25 protein-coding genes are annotated in these 20,986 nt (G+C 46.3%); 15 read left to right on the forward strand and 10 right to left on the reverse strand.

Features of this window, described 5'->3' with window-relative positions; all coding sequences use genetic code 11:
- The first annotated feature begins 100 nt into the window (after positions 1 to 100).
- On the forward strand, positions 101 to 1,534 hold the full coding sequence (gene tldD / locus MTBPR1_RS11810) for a metalloprotease TldD (protein ID WP_069189210.1): 1,434 nt from the start codon (positions 101 to 103) through the stop codon (positions 1,532 to 1,534).
- 57 nt (positions 1,535 to 1,591) lie between these two features.
- The gene (locus MTBPR1_RS11815) at positions 1,592 to 2,311 is read left to right on the forward strand and encodes a substrate-binding periplasmic protein (protein WP_083223059.1); all 720 of its coding nucleotides are present in this window, start codon (positions 1,592 to 1,594) and stop codon (positions 2,309 to 2,311) included.
- A 15-nt stretch (positions 2,312 to 2,326) separates the two neighbouring features.
- Here MTBPR1_RS11815 and MTBPR1_RS11820 read toward each other — a convergent pair whose 3' ends face one another.
- From MTBPR1_RS11820 to MTBPR1_RS11830, 3 genes are read right to left on the reverse strand one after another with little or no spacing between them, the layout of a single operon-like run.
- On the reverse strand, positions 2,327 to 2,629 hold the full coding sequence (locus MTBPR1_RS11820; RefSeq protein WP_069189212.1) for a chorismate mutase: 303 nt from the start codon (positions 2,627 to 2,629) through the stop codon (positions 2,327 to 2,329).
- An 11-nt stretch (positions 2,630 to 2,640) separates the two neighbouring features.
- Positions 2,641 to 3,999, reverse strand: a complete 1,359-nt coding sequence (locus MTBPR1_RS11825) for a glutamate--cysteine ligase (RefSeq protein WP_069189296.1) — start codon at positions 3,997 to 3,999, stop codon at positions 2,641 to 2,643.
- Between the two features lie 13 nt (positions 4,000 to 4,012).
- Entirely contained in the window at positions 4,013 to 4,783 is a 771-nt protein-coding gene (locus tag MTBPR1_RS11830; RefSeq protein WP_069189213.1) for a 16S rRNA (uracil(1498)-N(3))-methyltransferase, read from the reverse strand.
- Positions 4,784 to 4,887: 104 nt separating this feature from the next.
- On the opposite strand from MTBPR1_RS11830, the gene ubiA reads away from it, so the two are divergent.
- Positions 4,888 to 5,805, forward strand: coding sequence for a 4-hydroxybenzoate octaprenyltransferase (ubiA, locus tag MTBPR1_RS11835; protein ID WP_126465202.1), 918 nt, complete (start codon positions 4,888 to 4,890; stop codon positions 5,803 to 5,805).
- Here the strand turns inward: ubiA and MTBPR1_RS11840 are convergent.
- Positions 5,802 to 6,200 carry a helix-turn-helix domain-containing protein gene (locus tag MTBPR1_RS11840; protein WP_069189214.1) on the reverse strand — a complete coding sequence of 133 codons (399 nt, stop codon included), beginning with the start codon at positions 6,198 to 6,200 and terminating at the stop codon, positions 5,802 to 5,804. The genes ubiA and MTBPR1_RS11840 overlap by 4 nt on opposite strands.
- A gap of 157 nt (positions 6,201 to 6,357) precedes the next feature.
- On the reverse strand, positions 6,358 to 6,819 hold the full coding sequence (locus MTBPR1_RS11845; protein WP_069189215.1) for a helix-turn-helix domain-containing protein: 462 nt from the start codon (positions 6,817 to 6,819) through the stop codon (positions 6,358 to 6,360).
- Between the two features lie 346 nt (positions 6,820 to 7,165).
- On the opposite strand from MTBPR1_RS11845, the gene MTBPR1_RS11850 reads away from it, so the two are divergent.
- Positions 7,166 to 7,603, forward strand: a complete 438-nt coding sequence (locus tag MTBPR1_RS11850; protein ID WP_069189216.1) for a helix-turn-helix domain-containing protein — start codon at positions 7,166 to 7,168, stop codon at positions 7,601 to 7,603.
- Here the strand turns inward: MTBPR1_RS11850 and MTBPR1_RS11855 are convergent.
- Entirely contained in the window at positions 7,575 to 8,132 is a 558-nt protein-coding gene (locus MTBPR1_RS11855; protein ID WP_083223060.1) for a GNAT family N-acetyltransferase, read from the reverse strand. The genes MTBPR1_RS11850 and MTBPR1_RS11855 overlap by 29 nt on opposite strands.
- Positions 8,133 to 8,284: 152 nt before the next feature.
- On the opposite strand from MTBPR1_RS11855, the gene MTBPR1_RS11860 reads away from it, so the two are divergent.
- A complete protein-coding gene (locus MTBPR1_RS11860) occupies positions 8,285 to 8,653 on the forward strand; it encodes a hypothetical protein (RefSeq protein WP_069189218.1) in 369 nt (122 codons plus the stop codon).
- On the opposite strand, the gene MTBPR1_RS11865 is transcribed toward MTBPR1_RS11860, so the two are convergent.
- Entirely contained in the window at positions 8,650 to 9,324 is a 675-nt protein-coding gene (locus tag MTBPR1_RS11865) for a PDC sensor domain-containing protein (RefSeq protein WP_126465204.1), read from the reverse strand. The two genes, MTBPR1_RS11860 and MTBPR1_RS11865, sit on opposite strands and share 4 nt — an antisense overlap.
- A gap of 382 nt (positions 9,325 to 9,706) precedes the next feature.
- Here MTBPR1_RS11865 and ffh point away from each other — a divergent pair, with 382 nt between their 5' ends.
- The 5 genes from ffh (at position 9,707) to rplS (ending at position 13,440) form a co-directional block, all read left to right on the forward strand.
- Complete coding sequence (gene ffh / locus MTBPR1_RS11870) at positions 9,707 to 11,155, forward strand: signal recognition particle protein (protein WP_069189220.1); 1,449 nt, start codon at positions 9,707 to 9,709, stop codon at positions 11,153 to 11,155.
- A 68-nt stretch (positions 11,156 to 11,223) separates the two neighbouring features.
- On the forward strand, positions 11,224 to 11,652 hold the full coding sequence (gene rpsP, locus MTBPR1_RS11875; RefSeq protein WP_069189221.1) for a 30S ribosomal protein S16: 429 nt from the start codon (positions 11,224 to 11,226) through the stop codon (positions 11,650 to 11,652).
- 46 nt (positions 11,653 to 11,698) lie between these two features.
- On the forward strand, positions 11,699 to 12,301 hold the full coding sequence (gene rimM, locus MTBPR1_RS11880; RefSeq protein WP_069189222.1) for a ribosome maturation factor RimM: 603 nt from the start codon (positions 11,699 to 11,701) through the stop codon (positions 12,299 to 12,301).
- A gap of 11 nt (positions 12,302 to 12,312) precedes the next feature.
- On the forward strand, positions 12,313 to 13,026 hold the full coding sequence (gene trmD / locus MTBPR1_RS11885; RefSeq protein WP_205631242.1) for a tRNA (guanosine(37)-N1)-methyltransferase TrmD: 714 nt from the start codon (positions 12,313 to 12,315) through the stop codon (positions 13,024 to 13,026).
- A gap of 51 nt (positions 13,027 to 13,077) precedes the next feature.
- Positions 13,078 to 13,440, forward strand: a complete 363-nt coding sequence (gene rplS / locus MTBPR1_RS11890; RefSeq protein WP_069189224.1) for a 50S ribosomal protein L19 — start codon at positions 13,078 to 13,080, stop codon at positions 13,438 to 13,440.
- 229 nt (positions 13,441 to 13,669) lie between these two features.
- Here rplS and MTBPR1_RS11895 read toward each other — a convergent pair whose 3' ends face one another.
- The gene (locus MTBPR1_RS11895; RefSeq protein ID WP_069189225.1) at positions 13,670 to 14,329 is read right to left on the reverse strand and encodes a LexA family transcriptional regulator; all 660 of its coding nucleotides are present in this window, start codon (positions 14,327 to 14,329) and stop codon (positions 13,670 to 13,672) included.
- Between the two features lie 230 nt (positions 14,330 to 14,559).
- Here MTBPR1_RS11895 and MTBPR1_RS11900 point away from each other — a divergent pair, with 230 nt between their 5' ends.
- The 4 genes from MTBPR1_RS11900 to leuB all read left to right on the forward strand — a co-directional run bounded on the left by MTBPR1_RS11900 (position 14,560) and on the right by leuB (position 18,502).
- Positions 14,560 to 14,823 (forward strand): helix-turn-helix domain-containing protein, encoded by a 264-nt coding sequence (locus MTBPR1_RS11900; protein ID WP_069189226.1) that lies wholly within the window; start codon positions 14,560 to 14,562, stop codon positions 14,821 to 14,823.
- 437 nt (positions 14,824 to 15,260) lie between these two features.
- The gene (gene leuC / locus MTBPR1_RS11905) at positions 15,261 to 16,685 is read left to right on the forward strand and encodes a 3-isopropylmalate dehydratase large subunit (RefSeq protein ID WP_069189227.1); all 1,425 of its coding nucleotides are present in this window, start codon (positions 15,261 to 15,263) and stop codon (positions 16,683 to 16,685) included.
- A 4-nt stretch (positions 16,686 to 16,689) separates the two neighbouring features.
- Positions 16,690 to 17,298 carry a 3-isopropylmalate dehydratase small subunit gene (gene leuD / locus MTBPR1_RS11910; RefSeq protein ID WP_069189228.1) on the forward strand — a complete coding sequence of 203 codons (609 nt, stop codon included), beginning with the start codon at positions 16,690 to 16,692 and terminating at the stop codon, positions 17,296 to 17,298.
- Positions 17,299 to 17,392: 94 nt separating this feature from the next.
- Positions 17,393 to 18,502, forward strand: a complete 1,110-nt coding sequence (gene leuB / locus MTBPR1_RS11915; RefSeq protein WP_069189229.1) for a 3-isopropylmalate dehydrogenase — start codon at positions 17,393 to 17,395, stop codon at positions 18,500 to 18,502.
- 83 nt (positions 18,503 to 18,585) lie between these two features.
- On the opposite strand, the gene MTBPR1_RS11920 is transcribed toward leuB, so the two are convergent.
- Entirely contained in the window at positions 18,586 to 19,077 is a 492-nt protein-coding gene (locus MTBPR1_RS11920) for a hypothetical protein (RefSeq protein ID WP_069189230.1), read from the reverse strand.
- 129 nt (positions 19,078 to 19,206) lie between these two features.
- On the opposite strand from MTBPR1_RS11920, the gene MTBPR1_RS11925 reads away from it, so the two are divergent.
- Positions 19,207 to 19,935, forward strand: a complete 729-nt coding sequence (locus MTBPR1_RS11925; protein WP_069189231.1) for an SDR family oxidoreductase — start codon at positions 19,207 to 19,209, stop codon at positions 19,933 to 19,935.
- Here MTBPR1_RS11925 and MTBPR1_RS11930 read toward each other — a convergent pair.
- Positions 19,932 to 20,960 (reverse strand): substrate-binding domain-containing protein, encoded by a 1,029-nt coding sequence (locus MTBPR1_RS11930; protein WP_240492894.1) that lies wholly within the window; start codon positions 20,958 to 20,960, stop codon positions 19,932 to 19,934. The genes MTBPR1_RS11925 and MTBPR1_RS11930 overlap by 4 nt on opposite strands.
- Positions 20,961 to 20,986 lie beyond the last annotated feature (26 nt).

A 20,986-nucleotide genomic window follows, 5' to 3' on the forward strand; every position in this document is an offset into this window, starting at 1 on the left:
AGGGGAAACTAAGTGGATGGCCTTTTACACCGTTGACGAATGCAACACAAGAGGCCACATTCTAAGGTGCAAACTCAATAAAACTAAATAAAGGCACCCAATGTCCGATTTTAAAGCCACCGATGATCTTTTCTTTTCCCGCTTTGATCTTGAGCAGTCCCAAGTCGAAACATCTATCACAAATGCCCTTAAAGGGGCTGATGATGGTGAGCTCTTCTTGGAATATCGTCAAAGCGAATCGCTGGCTTTTGATGATGGGCGCCTAAAAAGTGCCAATTTTGATACCGCCCAAGGCTTTGGCCTGCGCTCTGTTGCGGGGGAGGCCAGTGGCTATTCTCACGCCGCCACCCTTGATCAAAGCGCCATTGATCGTGCCTGCACCACCGTCAAAGCCGTTCATTCAGGCCATAGTGGCGTGATGGCAGAGGCCCCCATTGGCACCAACAAAAGCCTTTATGTGGAAGACAACCCCATCAACCTTGTGCCTTTTGAAGAAAAGGTAAAACTGTTGGGTGAGATGGATGCCTACTTGCGCGCCAAAGACAGCCGCGTTAAGCAAGTTACCGCTTCCATCGCTGCCACATGGCAGGCCGTGCGCATCATTCGCGCCGATGGGTCTCAAGCCGCTGACATTCGCCCATTGGTGCGCTTAAATGTCTCAGTCGTTGTGGGTGAAGGCGATCGTATGGAATCGGGCTCCCACGGTATGGGTGGACGTGTGTCTTATGAAGACTATCTCAAAGCAGGCAGCTGGAAACCAGCCTGTGATGAAGCGTTGCGTCAAGCTTTGGTTAATGTGGAATCTGTGGCAGCGCCTGCGGGAGAAATGCCCGTTGTGTTGGGGCCGGGCTGGCCGGGTATTTTGCTGCATGAAGCCATTGGTCATGGTCTTGAAGGTGATTTTAACCGCAAGAAAACCTCTGCCTTTGCCGGGCTTTTAGGTGAACGTATTGCCGCACCGGGCGTCACGGTCGTGGATGATGGTACGATCAATGATCGCCGTGGCTCCCTCACCATTGATGATGAAGGCACGCCCAGCCAAAATACGGTGCTGATTGAAGACGGAATTTTAAAAGGCTATATGCAAGACCGCATGAATGCCCGCCTCATGGGGGTCAAACCCACAGGTAATGGACGACGCCAATCTTATGCCCATATGCCGCTCCCGCGCATGACCAACACCTATATGCTGGCTGGGGATAAAGACCCAAAAGAAATTCTCGCCTCTGTAGATCGCGGGCTTTATGCGGTGAATTTTGGCGGCGGTCAGGTGGATATTACCTCTGGTAAATTCGTCTTTAGCTGCACAGAAGCCTATATGATTGAAAAAGGCAAAATCACCAACCCTGTAAAAGGCGCAACATTGATCGGCAATGGACCCGATTGCCTCACCAAAGTGAAAATGATCGGCAATGACATGGAACTGGACCCGGGCGTTGGAACCTGTGGTAAAGACGGTCAAGGCGTACCTGTTGGTGTGGGCCAACCGACCTTGTTAATCGATCCGCTCACAGTTGGCGGCACGGATATTTAATTTACCTGCATTTAAATAGTTTAATACAAACTATCTCTACAATACTGGAGCCATAACATGCATAAGTATATCAGGTCTTTACTCAGCATATGCGCCGTGGCGTTAACCAGTACAATGGGCCATGCCATAGAACCTGTGAAAGTCTATACTTCTGTATTTCCTCCAATCGTAACGAAAGATTCCGTGCGACCCGGCTATGCCTATGAACTGGTTGAAGAGGTTCTCACCCTCGCCAATATTGAATATGAAATTATCCAAATGCCTTGGGCACGTGCCCAAGCACTGGTCAAATCCACACCGAACACATTAATCTTTCCCCTAACCCGTACAGCAACGCGTGAGAAAAATTATTCATGGGGCTTTGAACTTTTTAAAACTCAAACATATTTTGTCACGCTTAATGGTGAAAAGCTTACTGCCAAAGATGCCTACAAGAAAAAAATCGGCGTTCAGCTTAAATCCAGTTGGGATAACTGGCTCACAGAAAAAGGCTATAATACAATCAGCCGGATGCCGCAGGAAGGTTTTGGGATTGTGCGTATGATGCAGGTTGGACGCTTGGATACATGGTATGCAGAAGGTAGTGTTGCCAAGGATATTTTACCGAAAATGGGCATCTCATCAGCCACATTTAGCGACCCTATCCAAAGCTTCAATACCTTTATAGCTACCAATAAAAACCATCCTTTTACCCAGATGGAAAAACTAAAGGCTGCCTTTAAGGATATTATATCCTCTGGAGATTATAAAAAGATCATGTCTAAATATAATATGTGACGAGAACCTCTCGCCTTAATCCTCGTTGATCACATCCCAACGCACTTCTTCGCGTGCGATGGATTCTTCCATGATATGGCGATAGATAGATTCAGCCATATCCGGGTCCATGCCTTCTTCTTGTGCAAAGCTGCGCACACGATCAACGATAAATTCGATACGTGGTGGAATGCGCACATCCCCGCGCGTTTCTTTAAATTGGGCCGCTTGAAGAACATATTGAATGCGCTCAGCCAATAAAGGAACGATCACCGCGTCCAGACGATCAATATTATCGCGGACATCCTGAAGGGAATTACATTTAACAGCTTTCGGCATTTTTATATCTCTTAATAGGCGTGATCTTTGAAGAGTTGATCAATATCACCTTTCCAGCGCGTTTCAAACTCTTTGAGCATTATTTCTGCCTGAGTTTCACCGGATTCAGCAATTTTATAAAGCGGCTCAAGGAATTTACTTTCATCCTGCCCGCTTAAGTTCAAGTTCCCACGGCGTTTTAAACCACCTTGAGCAATATCAAGAAGGTCCAGCGCGATATCACCAATGGTCTGGCCCTTAAACTCGGTATTGAGCGCTGTATAGGGCACACGTTCTCGCAGATATTCGTTATCTTCCAAGCTCCAGCCTTTAATCAACTGTTCGGCCTGATCCAAGGCCTGCTCATCATAAAGCAGCCCCACCCAAAAAGCCGGCAAGGCACACAGGCGGCCCCATGGCCCGCCATCTGCGCCGCGCATCTCAAGGAACTTTTTCAAACGCACTTCAGGAAAAGCCGTTGTTAAATGATCTTCCCAATCCGTAATGGTTGGACGCTCACCGGGCAGAGCAGGAAGTTTACCGTCAATAAAATCTTTAAAAGACTGGCCTGAAGCATCAATATATTTACCATCGCGATAAACAAAATACATCGGCACATTGAGCATATAATCCACATAGGATTCAAAACCAAAACCCTCTTCAAACACAAAGGGGAGTGTGCCGCAACGATCACCATCCGTATCCGTCCAGATGTGTGAGCGAAAAGACAACAACCCGTTGGGTTTACCGTTTCTAAAGGGCGAGTTGGCCCAAAGCGCGGTTGCCACTGGCTGCAAGGCAATTGAGGTGCGAAACTTGCGCACCATGTCGGCCTCACTGGCAAAATCCAGATTGACCTGAACGGTACAAGTCGCTTTCATCATATCAACACCCAGCGTGCCCACTTTTGGCATATATTCACGCATGATCTTATAGCGCCCCTTGGGCATCCACGGGATATCATCAACCGACCATTTCGGCTGATACCCTAAACCAAGGAAGCTGACATCAAGATCGGCAGCAACTTTTTTAGCTTGTTCAAGGTGGGTGCCAACTTCTTTACAAGTCTGGTGAATGGTTTCAAGCGGGGCACCGGAAAGCTCAACCTGCCCACCCGGCTCCAAGGTTACAGAGGAGCCATCATTGCCTTTGAGCGCAATGATATTGTCATTTTCATAAACTGGCGTCCATTCGTCAAACTGGGCCATATCATCAAGCAAAGCGCGGACCGACTTTTCACCTTCATAAGGCAGGGTCTTCAAGCTTTTGCTGCAAAAAGCGAATTTTTCATGCTCTGTGCCGATGCGCCAATCGGATTTTGGTTTGCTACCACTGGCTATATAATCCACAAGCTGTTGTTTATTTTCAATCACAGCGCTTTTATCGCCCATCTTTTTCAGACCTTCATTCTTCTTCATTAAATCTATCGCGAAGTGGCGCTTGCCAATCTCCGAGAACGGATTGCCAACAGCTTATTGCAGCTAATGCAGCCGTATCGGCCCGTAAAATTCGTGGGCCCACACTTAAAGGCACAACATTCTGTAGTTTTTCCAAAAGGTCAAGCTCTGATGGGTCAAAACCACCCTCTGGCCCCACTAAAAATGCACATGGCCCGCAAGATTTACCTACAAACTGTTGTAGCCCCTCTAAAATCGGCTTTGATCCACCATGTTCATTCAGAACAAAGAGCGTGCGATCTTTTGACCAATCTTGAATAAGCTGGGGCAAAGATACAGCCTCCAACACCTCAGGTATGTTAAGTCGCTCACACTGCTCAGACGCCTCAATAGTCTGGGCGTGCAAACGATCCGTTCTAATCTTTGAAACGATGGTGCGCTTAGTTATAACGGGCTGAAAACGACTGACCCCAAGCTCGGTTGCTTTTTCCATGATAAAATCAAGGCGTTGTTTTTTAATGGGGGCAAAGACCAGCATGAGGTCAGGGCAACTCTCTTGCTGGCGTGTTTTTTTACCAACCTGAAGGGTGCAATTTTTCTTGCGCGCCTGCGTGATGGTGGCGCTCCATTCCCCTTCCCGCCCATTAAAGAGTGCTAACTTATCACCCACCTTTAGGCGCATAACATTATTCACGTAATGAGCTTGATCTGAGGGAAGCTCTATTAAGCCATCCTCAATAAGGGGACTGTCGATATAAAGACGGATGATGCTAGCCATAAAACTTCAACTTCTAAACGCGTGTTTTCCTGCTTTTACAGGAGATCATTTTATATATCGCTTATGGTCTTTTTTTACCAATGTAAAAAGTGTAAAAAGAGGTCATGGAAAACTCAATAGCCTCAAATAAAACCGATATCGTCTATCATGGCTGGATTGCGCGCATGCCCGCCTTTATGCGCCCCTATCTGATTTTGATGCGTGCTGATCGCCCTATCGGCACATGGTTGTTGCTCTTTCCCTGTCTTTGGACCCTAAGCCTTGCCAGTGAGGGTTTTCCTGATCTTTATTATGCAGCCCTGTTTGCCATTGGCGCGTTTGTTATGCGCGGGGCGGGCTGTGTGATGAATGATCTGGCTGATCGTGATTTTGATGGACAAGTGACACGTACAGCCACACGGCCCATCCCAAACGGGGATGTCAGCCCGAAACAAGCTGCAATCTTTATGGGCGGGCTCTGCCTCATTGGGCTTGTTGTCCTTATTCAATTTAATAGCTTTACAGTCTATTTAGCCTCGGCTTCCTTGTTATTGGTCTTTATCTACCCCTTTTGTAAACGCTGGACCTATTGGCCTCAAGTTGTCTTGGGCTTGACCTTTAACTGGGGCGCGCTTGTCGGATGGAGTGCGGTTGAAGGTTCACTCTCACTGCCAGCTTATTGCATTTATTTCGCAGGCCTTTTCTGGACCTTGGGTTACGATACGATCTATGCCCATCAAGATAAAGAAGACGATGTTCTTGTCGGCATTAAGTCCACTGCCCTGCGCCTTGGGGAGAAAACTGTGCCTGCCCTTTGGGTCTTTTATGGGCTAACAATTTTACTGATTGGTCTGGCTGGTTATTTTGCCCAAGTGAGTATGCTTTTTTACCTTGGGCTTGGGGCAACGGCCCTGCATCTCATCTGGCAAATTTTCAAAGTGGATATTCATGATCCGCAAAACTGTCTGATAATTTTCAAATCCAATAAATATTTTGGCTGGATTTTACTGGCGGCTTGCCTGTTGGGTAACGTTTCGCCTTAATTTCTTTTCTCTTTTATAAGCTCTGCTGCGCGCTCGATCACGGCGGCAAAGGTGCGGCGTACTTCTGGGTTATCAAGTGCATTATAATCTTTTAAGAGAGAGATTGAGACCTTATTGAAAATTGGATCAAGTTTTTCCAATTCCCCCAGTGGGCTATTTACATCATCACCTGAAAAGAAAAAACACAGGTCCACATTAAAATATTTTGATAGCTCATACAGTTTGGATGCTGGAATAGCACTTTGACCAGATTCATAATGGCCTATTTTAATGCGCGAAACATTAATCACGTTCCCCAAGGCAGACTGACTTAGGCCTGCTAGCTCACGTTTTAATCGTAAACGTTTGCCAACTGTAATATTGACGGGGTCCAACTCTTTGAGCTGTGAAGCCATCTTTTTTCCCTTGCTATACCTACACTAATAAGGTGCATAAAGATATATGCACTCGGAAAAGATATAACATGGCGCGCATAAAAGCCCAACTGCATATTCCCTTAAAGGTGGCTAAATATGCATTTTACAATCTATTAGGGTTTTTGATCGAACTCAGTTACGATTCGTCATCATCTTCATGGGGGCTATCGGTCAAACTATTAGCCAATGCGCGCATAAACTGACTCATACGTTGGCGCAAGATTTCATCAGGAATACGTTGATAATCATGCACAAGCGCAATGGAATCGCGCGAAGAAAGCGGATCACTCTCAAAGGGTTCTGCCATAGGCTCACTCAAACCATAAGGGTCTGAATTAGAGGCTTCAAACAAATCTTCCGGCATATCCTGAAAGAAATAGGATACATCAACGCCGAGTTGGCGTGAGATTTTATAAAGGTTACTCGCCCCAATACGGTTTGTACCGTTCTCGTATTTTTGTACCTGTTGGAAAGTTACGCCAATAGAATCGCCAAGTTTGGTTTGTGAAATACGCATACCGACGCGACGCGCGCGGACTCGTGAACCCACATATTTATCAATCGGATCAGGGCTTGTTCTTGGTGGACGTCTACTCATCTACTCTACTCGTTTCTTAAACTTATTCGTATCGCGCCTATTAGGAACGTGAGGAATCATACTGCGACTGTCAAGTGTAAAACAAAAAAATGACCTGAAGTTGAACGCGAAAACCCCTGCACTTACAGCAAGTTATATGGTTTCATCTTTCCATATATTCTCTTTTGTTCAATTTTAGGTTTGTTTCGCCATGCGATTACCTTAAAATGCATTAAAGCAAAAGATGAAACTGACCATTGACGAGATTAAAAGTACAATTAAAGGTTCAGATCATGTGATTGCTTTCTTGAGGGCAAATATATAACTAAGCCTCTATATTTGCAATATTTTCTATCAGGGTTTGCAGATGAGTGAAATAGGTCAACGTTTTATCGAAATACGCAAAAATTTAGGTATTACGCAAAAAGAGTTTGCTGAACGTCTTGGTGTTTCTTTGGGAACATTGCAAGGCTATGAATATGGCAAAACCCCAAAAGGTGATATTCTCAAAAAACTATCTGATTGGAAATACGACCTCAACTGGCTGGTGGCAGGCCAAGGCCAGATGAAGCGTTCCCATGAATGTTCCAACGCGGCGCTTGATAAAATCATGATCTGGAATGTGGCCTATTTCCTCTGTAAGCGCGAAAAACTGGCAAAGAACCCAGAGGTATTTGCAGATACTTTCATTGAAATTTTCGAAACCATGACCCAAAACATTTCTCAAGACGATGAAGAAGTTCCCCAAGAGCCTAAAGAAGCAAATGTCATTGATTTTACTCTGCGGCGATTGAACGCAAAGTAAGGTGATACATCAAACCTTCTGGATCATGATGGACAAAACCATATTCTGGTAAATCAATCCCGTTGATTTTACGATTGCGTTTAATCACACGCTCAAAGCCCATACGCTCATACCAATGCCAGATTTTATTCTGTTCAAACGCCCAGCAACACATGGGCGCCATTTTCTTTGACAGCATATATGCTGTTAACACGTGCAAAACCTGATAACCCGTCCCACTGGCACGATATTGCGGATACATATATTGCGCATGATACTCCCCCAAAGCTTCGGGAATATCCATATCAAGGTTGGATTTACACATACAAAACCCGACAACCTTCTTGTCATATTCCATGACAAAAAGGCCTTCGTTCTGCTCATATTTTTTTTGCTCAAACCAGTTTTTCCATTGTTTAAGACGAAAGGAATAATCCCGGTTCGCTAGCACCTCATCGGGCATAAATGAATAAACTTCTTTCCAACAATCCGCATGCACTCTTGCAATCGCCTCAATATCTGTTGGGCGAGATACTCGTATTAACAGCATTTAACCACTCCATACACTAATAAAGTGGTATTCCTACAAGAATACATTGATTAAGAGTGTCAAAACTTGCTCTAATCTGTAATAATAGCTATCAATTAAATCTATTAGTTGTCCTCCTTCACTCTAATCCAAATTCTACGCGAGAGTCTTTCATGACAAACCCCATGTTTGATGCCAATATTCAGGCAACTTTGGAAAAGCTGGATCAATCGGTTCCCAAGAAAAAACGTTTTTTCTGGCCGCTGGTTTCAGGTTTATCTGTACTGGTTGTATCTTTAGGCGTTGGGCTATGGAGCTATGAGCGCTACATGCCAAGCATCACACAAGATGACTTGGTACGCATGATTGTAGTGTCTTCACGCAATGGTCAGGTCGACCCGGTGCGCCTGATGTATAAGGTTGAAGAACAAGTTGGCAAAAAAGTTGACGATTTTAACCGCCTGGATCGCGCCCAAGCGGTTGAATATCTACTGGAAAAAATGGAACTGAATAAAAGCCGCCAAGAACTGGTCGTTTATTAACGCAGAATTTCTTCCTTACCGCTCAGGTGGGTAAAGATAATTTCCAGCTTATAGTCTTCGATACGCGTCCAGACCGATTTGGCGGGCAGATTACCAATGGCATGATCCATCACAATGCCGCGCCCAACTGTTTTGCGATCCTTATGAAAACCTTCCGGATAGCTTAAAGAGGCGGGGTAAACGGCAATTTCCTCGCCGCTTTCCTTATAAATACCAACAAAACACTGATTACACAGAATGTTTTGACGGATCAATTTATCCGGTGTGATGATCCCCGCCACAACCCCAATGACATTTTTTTCAAGATCAAAGATCGGTTGGGACATGGGTAAAAAGGCAATACCTGAAGTGCGCCCCTTAATGGGACTGCCAATATAAATCGTGCGCTCTTTTTGCTTTAAAGCTGCTTTAATATAGCCACGATCGTGCAGATCTACATTTTTGGCCGGATATTTAAAGCTGTCATAGCGCAATATCCCCTCACCATCCGTCGCAATAATCGCACGCAAGGCAGGGGCACGCGCCACATAACGCCCCAATGCTTCATGAATGATCAGCTCATTGGCTTTATCATCGCGCTCAATCAGATCGGTTGCGCCCAGCAATGCCAAATCCATCGTGCGCAATAAAGCTTCAACATTAATCGCCTGAAATTCAGCCGACAGTTTCATCTCCGCCTCATTTGCCAAAGCAGAGGTATGAAACAACAGAGCAATAAGAAGAGTGATTATTTTGAGCATAAGCTAATCAGACACACTTTATAGATATTTGCGCATATTATTGTATCGTTTCATCACGTTTATGCCATTAAACATGGCAATGCAATGATGAAAATCAAAATCCTAACATTATAGGTAAATAAGTATATTCCCATAGTCTGAAAAACAAACATATTCTATGGATTATTTATGTTGCTTTTGCTTGACTCTTATCTAGAGAAACCGTAAAAGAGCGCCACATTCACTGACCTCTTTGACATTTTTGTCACCTTAAGGGGTGCCGTCAGTCCTCGAGTTTCGAGCACTGGCGCGTTTTGCGTTGGGATTATTTTTGATGTTTGAGAATTTACAAGGTCGCCTCGGTGACATCTTTGACAAACTGACAAAACGTGGTGCTCTGAGCGAGGCCGACGTAAATGAAGCCATGCGCGAAGTGCGCGTCGCGCTGCTTGAAGCCGACGTGGCCTTATCGGTCGTTAAAGACTTTGTGAAAAAAGCCAAAGAAAAGGCCATCGGTGAAGAAGTCCTTAAAGGGATTAACCCGGGCCAGATGGTCATCAAGATCGTACATGACTGTATGGTCGAGATGCTCGGTTCTGAAGAAACTGCCATTAATTTAAAAGCCGTTCCCCCTGTCGCCATTTTGATGGTGGGTTTGCAAGGTGCGGGTAAAACCACCACCTCTGCCAAGATCGGCCTGATGCTCAAGAAGAAAGAGCGTAAGAAAGTCTTACTGGCCAGCCTTGATATTTATCGCCCGGCCGCCCAGCAACAGCTTGAAGTCCTCGCCAAACAGGCCGAGTTGACATCGCTGCCCATCCTTTTTGGTGAACAACCTGTTGCCATTGCCAAACGCGCCATGCAAGAGGGTAAAAAAGGCGGCTATGACGTCGTTATCCTTGATACGGCGGGTCGTTTACATATTGATGAAAAACTCATGGAAGAAGTCGCCAATGTGCGCGACGTTGCAAAACCGGCAGAGACCCTGCTGGTAACAGACGCCATGATGGGTCAAGACTCCGTCAATGTGGCGAAAGAATTTAACGAGAAGATCGGTATCACCGGTATCGCGCTGACCCGTGTGGACGGTGATGCACGCGGTGGTGCGGCCCTTTCCATGAAGGAAATCACAGGCGCGCCGATCAAGATCATGGGTATTGGTGAAAAGATCGATGAGATCGAAGCCTTCCATGCAGATCGTGTTGCCAGCCGAATCCTTGGCATGGGCGATGTGGTTTCTCTGGTTGAAAAAGCCCAGGAAACCATTGAACAAGATAAAGCCGAAGAGCTTGCCAAACGTGTGATGAAGGGTCAGTTCACCCTTGAAGACATGCTTGAGCAACTCAACCAAATTCGTAAAATGGGTGATATTGACGGCCTGCTGGGCATGTTGCCGGGCATTGGCAAGATGAAAAAGCAACTGGCAGAAGCCAAAGTGGACGACAAGATGATTGCACGTCAGCAAGCTGTCATCCTGTCCATGACCATCAAAGAACGTCAAAACCCTAAAATTATTAAGGCATCGCGCCGCCAGCGTATCGCGGCAGGCTGCGGCCTCACAGTTCAGGACGTGAACAAGCTGTTGAAGCAATATCAACAGACTGCCAGCGTCATGAAAAAAGTCGGAAAGATGAATAAAAAAGGTCTGCTCGGCAAAATGGGCGCCATGATGGGCGGTCCCGGTGGTGGTATGCCACCAGGCGGCTTGCAAGGCATGCCCGGATTGGACGGGCTTGGCGGACAAGGTGGATTACCACCGGGCCTGCCACCGTTCAAAAAGTGAAGACCTTCTGACTTTGAATTTTCGATTTAACCCTTTGTAGAAACCCAAACCATAGGAAAGACCAACACATGGCTCTTACAATCCGTTTGGCACGTGGCGGGGCTAAAAAGCGCCCGTTTTACCGTATCGTAGTTGCAGATAAGCGCATGCCGCGCGATGGCCGTTTCATCGAGAAACTGGGCACATACAACCCGATGCTTGCTAAAGACGACGAAAACCGCGTTGTAATGAATGCAGAGCGCGTTGATTACTGGCTCGGCGAAGGCGCTCAGCCTTCTGACCGCGTTCTTCGTTTCTTGGTTGCTGCTGGCAAAGCTGAACGCAGCATTCCACAGCAAACTAAAAAAGCTGAACAGTCTGAAAAGACTAAAATGCGTATCGAAGAAAAAGCTGAAAAAGTTCGTGAAGCTGAAGAAGCTGCTAAAGCTGCTGCTGAAGAAGCCGCTGCTGAAGCTGCTGCGGCCGAAGAAGCTCCAGCAGAAGCTGCTGAAGCCTAAGCTTTCTTTGGAATATTCTTGTTTTTTGTAATTGAGTTTCAAACCCATGTCATCCAACACACATAACCCAGACAAAGATCAGGAACGTGTATGCGTTGCGGCCTTTTCGTCTGCCCATGGTGTCAGCGGTGCCTTGCGTTTGAAAAGCTTTACAGAAAACCCTGATGATGTTGCCGAATTCAGCATTCTTCAAAGCGAAGATGCCTCAAAAACCTATGACGTTGAAGTTGTCAGCCATACAGGCAAAGGCGAATTGATTGTCAAGGTTGCAGGTGTCGATGGCCGCGATGCTGCTGAGTTGCTTAAAGGCGAACGTCTCTATGTTTCTCGCAAAGAACTTCCCGATGCAGGCGATGAGGAATTTTACCACGCGGATTTGATCGGTCTTACGGTCAAAACCAGCAGCGGTAAATCCCTTGGAACTGTGCGTGCGGTGTTTGATTTCGGTGCGGGTGACATGCTGGAAATTCTGCCCAAAGAGGGTGCCCTGATTATGGTGCCGTTCACCAAGGCAATTGTTCCGATTGTGGATATTGAAAAAGGGCGAGTGATCGTCGATCCACCTGAAGGACTGTTGCCAGAAGAAAAGAAAAAGAAGAAAAAACGCAAGAAAGTCAAAAAGGATACAGCAAAAGAGGGCGATCAATGAGCCCGCAATTGCTGCCTTGGACCGCTTGTGTTTTGACACTTTTTCCTGAAATGTTTCCGGGTGTACTCGGACATTCATTGGTGGGACGCGCCATGAGCGAAGGCCGCTGGTCACTGGATACCATCCAGATCCGCGATTTCGCCCATGATAAACATAAGACAGTGGATGATACCCCCTGTGGTGGTGGTGCCGGATTAGTGATGCGCCCTGATGTGGTCGCAGATGGTTTGGAAGAGGCTGTAAAGCGTTTTCCCTTGGCCAAAAAGGTGTTTCTAACACCGCGTGGCAAACCCTTAACTCAAAGCAAAGTGCGCGAACTGGCCCAAGGCCCGGGTGTGATCTTGCTCTGTGGTCGCTATGAAGGGATCGATCAACGTGTTCTTGATGAACATGATGATATGGAAGAAATAAGCATTGGAGACTATGTTTTGAATGGGGGCGAATCTGCTGCAACCGTGTTAATGGAAGCCTGCGTGCGACTGTTACCCGGTGTGATCGGCAAGGAAGCCAGCCATGAAGACGAAAGCTTTGAAGCCGGACTTTTGGAATACCCCCATTACACACGTCCGCGTGTGTGGCGCGGGCGCGAAGTTCCCGAAACGCTTCTCTCAGGTCATCACGAGAAAATTCTGACTTGGCGTAAAAACCAAGCCCGACGCATTACACAGGAACGCCGCCCTGATTTATGGGCAGCCTACTGTGAGCAAACCAAAGGAAGTGCCTGAGATCGGCACCTCTCCATTTTTAGAGTTCAATCCTTTTAAAAGGTCGAGACCATGAATATTGTAGAACAGCTCGGTAAAGAGCAAATCGCGAAGCAACAAGCTGAGCGTGAAATCCCAGAATTCGGTGCAGGTGACACGCTTCGTCTGCAAGTTAAAGTTAAAGAAGGCAACCGTGAGCGCTTGCAGGCGTTTGAAGGTGTTTGTATTGCCCGTAAAAACGACGGTGTAAACTCTGCTTTCACACTACGTAAAATCTCTTTTGGTGAAGGCGTGGAACGTGTATTCCCACTTTACTCACCAAACTTGGCTGAGATCAAAGTTGTACGCCGCGGTGACGTTCGTCGCGCGAAACTGTACTACTTGCGTGGCCGCACAGGTAAAGCTGCCCGTATCGCTGAGAAGAAAGACTGGTAAAAGAATGTTCCTGCATTTGGCGGGAACTTCCGGCTCTTTAATGTAACAAAGAGCCCCATTTCTCTCGGCCTTGCTGGTATTTGCCGTCAAAGCCATTGTTGGACAACGCCGTATCCTTTGCTCACATGTCGAGCGTGAAGGATGCGGCGTTTCCTTTTTTACAACACATAAAAAAATCCCCGCTTCTGAGCGAGGATATTAAATTTGAAATCGAAAAACCCAAACAGGCCTAAGAGACCGTTTTACTCACCCAGAGTATCCGCCCGATCACATCAAGATGATCAAACTCACTGCATTCAATACGATGAGGGGGATAAAGGTTTTTATTGTCACTGACAATTTCAAGCCCGTTGAGCACATTGACCAGACGTTTGATCTTAATATGATCTTTGAAGATAAAAGCAAAAAGCCCATCATTGACATTTTTCTGTGCGCGATCCACAAGAACGAAATCACCATCACTCATGGTTGGGTCCATCGAATCGCCTTGCACTTCAAGCACGCATAACTGGTCAAACTGGTCATGATCACAGAGTTTCTCCAAAAAACTTCTGGAAAAAGGCATATGATCACACAGACCTAAGCGCTCATGATGATCTTTTTTTTCTGTAATCGACGTGTCACTCACCAGTGCGATTTGGACCGTATCAAAATTCTCTTCAAAATGAGCGCCCAACTTTTGCTTTGGCTTTGAGCCTGTCACAATCCAGTCAATCGTCACACCTGCAGCCTGTGCAATCGCAGAGATACCAATGATTTTGGGCTCACTTGAACCTGCAAGCCAGTTTGCAAAAGTACGTTCTGACACGCCTGATTTTTCACATAAGGCACGGTTTCCACCGCACTCTTTTGCTATTTCTTTCAAACGGATTTGAAGATGTTCAGTCAAAACTAGACTCCGTAAATGGGCGAGCCATGTCACATATGGGATACATCATAAAATACTAAATCGTCTAAAACGATAAAACCTCTAGATTTATTTTTCCCATATATGGCATACTCTTCAAGCGGGATGAAAAAATTGGTTGTCTCTTTCCAATCAAGGGGTTCCATCCCAATCGTGATAAATAACGCTCTAAAAAAACCGGCACTAAAACCGGTGACAGACTTGAGGAACGCATGCCGTATTCAACAACCAGAACCTGTAACGCTCATCCTGAAGACGTTAAAGCCGAAGTCCGTAAAAAAGTCGGCTCAATGGCAGCGTTAGCACGCCAACATGGCGTGTCGGATTCCGTTGTACGTGCTGCCTTAATCCGCCCTCAACCAACAGGTAACGCAATCATTGCAGAATGTTTAGATGTTCCCCTCCATGCCATTTGGCCGGAGTGGTACGGTGAAGACGATAAGCGCATTTTCCCCAAATCGACAGACAAAGCATAAACTCACTAAAAGCTTTTTCCAAATGAGAAAGATCATTTTCTACAAAGAAATTGCTGCTTTCAACCTCAAGGACACATAGCGCCTTTACATTCAATTTATACGTTTTATCTTTGGTTTTTAATAATTCTAAACCTGATTTAGCTTCGGTAATTTAAAACGTCAAGTTCATCAATTATAACCATAAATTTCTTACATCAGCTAAATTAGACTAACATAATATTGCAAAATATCAAAGCAATACATCCGATTCGCTTCATCAGATGTCTTTAGAGTAATTAATCTCTCCCCTACTTAATCAAAAAATCATTTTAAAACCCGCAAACTAGCGCCATCTATGTATAAAGTGCGTGACCTTTTGGCGCAAAACTTCTATAGAAGGGGCGCATTTCATACATGTATTGATTATAGCAATCTGACTCATTCGGAGACTAACGACAATGGGCAACCCCCGCACACTCTTTGACAAGATCTGGGACAACCATTTGATCGAAACTCAAGAAGACGGCACCAGCCTGATCTTCATCGATCGCCACATGGTTCACGAAGTAACCTCCCCGCAAGCCTTTGAAGGGCTACGCATGTCGGGTCGTAAGGTTCGTCATCCAGAACTCACCCTCGCTGTAGCTGACCACAACGTACCAACGTCTGATCGTTCAAACGGTATTGTGATTACAAACGAAGAATCACGTGTTCAGGTTGAAGCACTTGAAACAAACGTAAAAGAATTCGGCGTTCCCTATTTCGCCATGGACGACCTGCGTCAAGGGGTTGTGCATATTGTGGGTCCTGAGCAAGGCTTTACCCTGCCCGGCGCGACAATTGTTTGTGGTGATAGCCACACAGCAACCCACGGTGCTTTTGGCTCCCTTGCCTTTGGTATCGGTACATCCGAAGTCGAACATGTTCTTGCCACGCAAACGTTGTTGCAGAAAAAATCCAAAAACATGGAAGTCCGTGTTGAAGGTGCCCTGCCAGAAGGCGTAACGGCAAAAGATTTGGTTTTAGCCATCATTGGTAAAATCGGTACCGCTGGCGGTACAGGCAGCGTAATTGAATTTACCGGTCAAGCCATCATGGACCTTTCCATGGAAGGTCGTATGACAGTTTGTAACATGGCGATTGAAGGTGGCGCACGCGGTGGTCTTATCGCTGTTGACGACAAAACAATCGATTATGTTCGCGGTCGTCCTATGTCACCAAAAGCCGCAGCTTTTGAAGCGGCTGAAAAATACTGGCGCACACTCACAACTGATGAAGGTGCCGTTTATGACGAAACCGTCATCATCAAAGCTGATGAGCTGGTGCCATATGTTACTTGGGGTACAAGCCCTGAAGATGCACTGCCGATTACTGCCACAGTTCCTTCACCTGCTGATGCGCCAAATGAAGGTAAAGCTGGTGCCATTGAACGTGCGTTAAACTACATGGGTCTTGAAGCGGGTACGCCGCTCAATGAAATCCCTGTAACGCGCGTGTTTATCGGGTCTTGTACAAACGGTCGTATTGAAGATTTACGCGCAGCTGCTGCTGTTGCCAAAGGCCGCAAAGTGGCTGAAGGCATGAATGCCATGGTTGTTCCAGGCTCTGGTCTGGTGAAAGAAATCGCTGAAGAAGAAGGTCTGGATCAGATTTTCACTGAGGCTGGTTTTGATTGGCGCGAAGCAGGTTGTTCCATGTGTCTGGCGATGAATGATGATCGCTTGAGCCCGGGTGAGCGTTGTGCCTCAACCTCCAACCGTAACTTCGAAGGCCGTCAAGGTCGTGATTCTCGCACCCATCTGGTCAGCCCTGAAATGGCGGCCGCTGCTGCCATCACAGGCAAGCTCACAGATGTTCGCGAACTGTTGAAAGAGGGGAACTAAGACCATGGAAAAGTTCACCACATTAACCGGTATTGCAGCACCTATGCCGTTGATCAACATCGATACCGATATGATCATCCCAAAACTGTTCTTAAAAACCATCAAACGTTCTGGCCTTGGTGCCAACCTGTTTGACGAAATGCGTTTTAATCAAGACGGTTCTGAAAAAGCTGATTTTGTTCTTAATAAAGAGCCTTATCGCAAAGCCCAGATCATCGTTGCGGGCGACAACTTTGGTTGTGGTTCCAGCCGCGAGCATGCCCCTTGGGCCATCGCGGATTTTGGTATCCGTTGTGTGATTTCCACAAGCTTTGCCGATATCTTCCATAACAACTGTTTTAAAAATGGTATCTTGCCGATCAGACTGCCAAAAGCAGATGTTGATCGCTTGATGGAACAGGCTTCTAACGGTGCAAACGCCACCATCACCATCGATCTGGAAAACCAGAAAATCGAAGGTGCGGGTGACGCCATTGAATTCAACGTTGATCCATTTCGCAAGTCTTGCTTGCTAGAAGGTCTCGATGATGTTGGTCTTACCCTTAAAAAAGAAGATAAGATCAACGCCTTCGAAGACAGCTACAAGCAGTCTATGCCTTGGATGGCGCGTTAATTAAAGCATTGTGCCCCTCGTGAAAGCGGGGGGCCTTTTTTATATTGTGAGGTCCCTGTTTTGACAGGGACATATTTGTTTAAGGGATTTCAATATGTCCGACGCTAAAAATCTATTGTTCTTGCCGGGTGATGGCATTGGTCCAGAAGTTATGGGTCAGGTTCGCAAAATCATCGAATGGCTGACAAAAAACCGTTCTGTAAACTTCAACCTGTCTGAAGGCCTTGTGGGTGGTGCCTGTTACGAAGCACATAAATGCGCTGTAACCGATGAAACCGTTCAAGACGCTATGGATGCAGATGCGGTTATGCTCGGCGCTGTTGGTGGCCCACAGTGGGATAATGTTGAGCGTCACGCCCGCCCAGAAGCTGGCCTTTTGCGTCTTCGCAAAGAAATGGACCTATTTGCCAACTTGCGTCCGGCTGTTGTGTTTGACGCGCTTGTGGATAGTTCCACACTGAAAAACGAAATCGTTCAGGGCTTGGATATCATGATTCTGCGCGAACTGACTTCAGGTGTGTATTTTGGCGAACCACGCGGTGTTGAAGACCTGCCCGGTGGCGGTCAAAAAGGGTTTGATACCCAAGTTTACACCGATGCAGAAATTATCCGTGCAGCCCATGTTGCCTTTGATTTGGCAAAAAAACGCGGCGGCAAGGTTCACAGCGTTGAAAAAGCCAACGTGATGGAATCTGGTAAGTTCTGGCGCGAAGTCGTAACAAAACTACACGCAGAACAATATAGCGATATTAAGCTTGAGCATATGTATGCTGATAACTGCGCCATGCAGTTGGTGCGTAACCCAAAACAGTTTGACGTGATCCTCACAGATAACCTGTTTGGTGATCTGCTTTCTGATTGCGCTGCCATGTTGACAGGTTCACTCGGTATGCTGCCATCTGCCTCTTTATCCGGTAAGGATGAAAACGGCAAAGTACGCGCCATGTACGAACCCGTACACGGTTCTGCCCCGGATATTGCGGGTCAAGATTTGGCAAACCCATTGGCAACCATCCTGTCCTTCTCCATGTGTTTGCGCTACAGCTTTAACATGGCGGCAGAAGCTGACCTGTTGGACCAAGGCGTTCAAAATGTGTTGGGTGCTGGCGTGCGTACAGGCGATATCATGCAAGACGGCATGAAAGCCATCGGCTGTGCTGCCATGGGTGATGCGCTGATTGCTGAGCTTGATAAGCTGGTATAACATCCGCTTTTAAAGACAAAAGAAAAGGGCTTGATGATTTATCTCATCAGGCCCTTTTTTTATATTTTATGCAAAGAAGAAGATTAAATCTTGCGCCCTATTGCGCGCAGCATTTCTTCTAAATCTTGCCAGGCTGAACGAATGGCATGATCAGCCTCATCTGAATGACCATCGGCAAAATAGGCAATCAATGCTTCTGCCAACTCTAAAAGCTTTTCATGCTGATCCTTGTTTTCTGCTTCCCCATCAACAGAACGGAATAAAAAGCGGCTGAGCTGCTCACATAAGGTGTCAGACGTATTGCCCATACTGGCAATATCAAACACATGGCATAACATGGCAAAGCGGCTGGCAGCCCGGCGTTGCAAGCTATAGGCATCGTGCAGGCCGATACGTTCTTGTAAATGTTCTTTTTCTTCTGTTAAGCGTTTGATCTCAGCATCATCTTGACCTTCCATGGATTTATTGAAATCCACTTCCAGCTTCATCACTTCCGTTTCTGTGCGTTTGACTTCTTCAGCGGCCCAGTCAAGCTCGTGCTTAATTTCAGCAATAAGATGCTTATCAGTTGACATTATTGTTATCCCAATCGTTATCGTTTTTTACAGTCTAACAGAGACTTAAATAAAAATCATTACGATTGCGAAGGCTAAATGTATCACCTATTTTAGGCAAATGTATCAATTGAAATTAAAAAGGGCGTCATGTCTTCTCTTAAAAATAAAACAATCCTCATAACAGGTGCCAGCAGTGGGCTGGGTGAAGCCATGGCGCGCAAGTTTGCACCCTTAGGGGCTAATCTGGTTTTAGGGGCACGTCGCCTTGATAAATTACAATCATTACGTGATGAGCTTGGTCAAAACTGTCGCGCACAGTCTTGTGATGTCACTCAAGAAGATGATGTACAGGCCTTGGCAAAGCTTGCCATGGATGAATTTGGCTCCATTGACGTGCTTATCAACAACGCGGGTGTGATGCCTTTGTCCTTTTTCAGCGAGAAGAAAGTTGAAGAATGGAACCGCATGATTGATGTGAATATTCGCGGTGTTTTGCACGGCATTGCCGCTGTGATTGACCAGATGCATGAACAAAAGTCCGGTCATATCATCAATATCGCCTCAGTTGCGGGCCATGTGGTCACCCCCACATCGGGTGTCTATGCGGCAACCAAATTTGCCGTGCGTGCCATCTCAGAAGGTTTGCGCCAAGAATCACGCGGCTATTTGCGCACCACCATCATTTCACCGGGCGCAGTCACGTCTGAGCTCACCCAATCTATCAGTAATGAAAAGATCGCACACGGCGTGGGGAAACTTTATGAAGATGCCATTGATGCAGAAGCCATCGCCAAAGCCTGCCTGTATGCTATTGAGCAACCCGATGATGTGGATGTAAATGAAATCATCGTGCGCCCAACCAAGCAACAGCTTTAATCAACAGAGAGTTTAAGTGCCCGACTTTTAAGGGCATTTCCCTGTTCATCCTGAATGGGGATGAGTCCTTTTTCCACCAGATAACCCTCATTACCAACAGCCCCCATGCTCATAAACTCATCAACATAATCGCTGATTTGCGGCAAGGCATTGATATGTTCGTTTTTCACATAGAGAAACAACGGGCGGCTTAACGGGTAGCTTCCATCCAAAATGCTGTCAAAATCTGGTTTCACCCCTTCAACACTTAAGGATTCAATCAAGCCATTGCGCCTTTCCAAGGCGTTATAGCCCAAAACACCCAACGCATTAGGATTGTTTTTGAGGCGGCGCACGATCAAATCGTCATCTTCCCCGGCCTCAACATAAATCCCGTCTTCGCGCATTTCTCCGCATAAATGCATCTGTTTAGATGTGTCTTTTAAATCTTGATGGGCCGCAGACTGACAGCCTTTGATCATGACTTCTTCCACAAAAACATCACGTGTTCCCGATGTGGGGGGCGGGCCAAAAACCTGAATGGTCTTATCAGGAAGGGAGCTATCAATATGAGACCATTTTGTATGGGGGTTTAACACCCATTGCCCATCAATTGGCAAGCGTTTTGCCAAGGCTTTCCATAACTGTTCGCGCGTCAGATTAAAACCTAATGAGCCCCGTGCCATAGCCATCATGATCCCGTCCCAACCGATCATGACTTCTGAAATATCTTTCACTTTATTATCTTGGCATTTGTGAATTTCCGTCACCTTCATGCGCCGCGATGCCGTCACAATATCGGGTGAATTTACCCCAATGCCCGAGCAGAACATTTTAATGCCCCCACCCGATCCGGTCGATTCCACAACAGGAGACGCTTGCCCGGTCTTGCGATGAAATTTTTCCGCCACAAAAGCAGAAAATGGAAAAACGGTTGAAGAGCCAACAATACGGATTGAGTCACGAAACTCACTATTGGCAAGTGCCAAACCACCTGTTTGAAAAGAAAGGACTGTCGCCGCAATCAGGAAAAGACTACGCATCATAGAAATACCGAATCAAAGTAATTTTT

The sequence above is a fragment of the Candidatus Terasakiella magnetica genome (assembly GCF_900093605.1).
GTDB classification, from domain to species: Bacteria; Pseudomonadota; Alphaproteobacteria; order Rhodospirillales; family Terasakiellaceae; genus Terasakiella; species Terasakiella magnetica.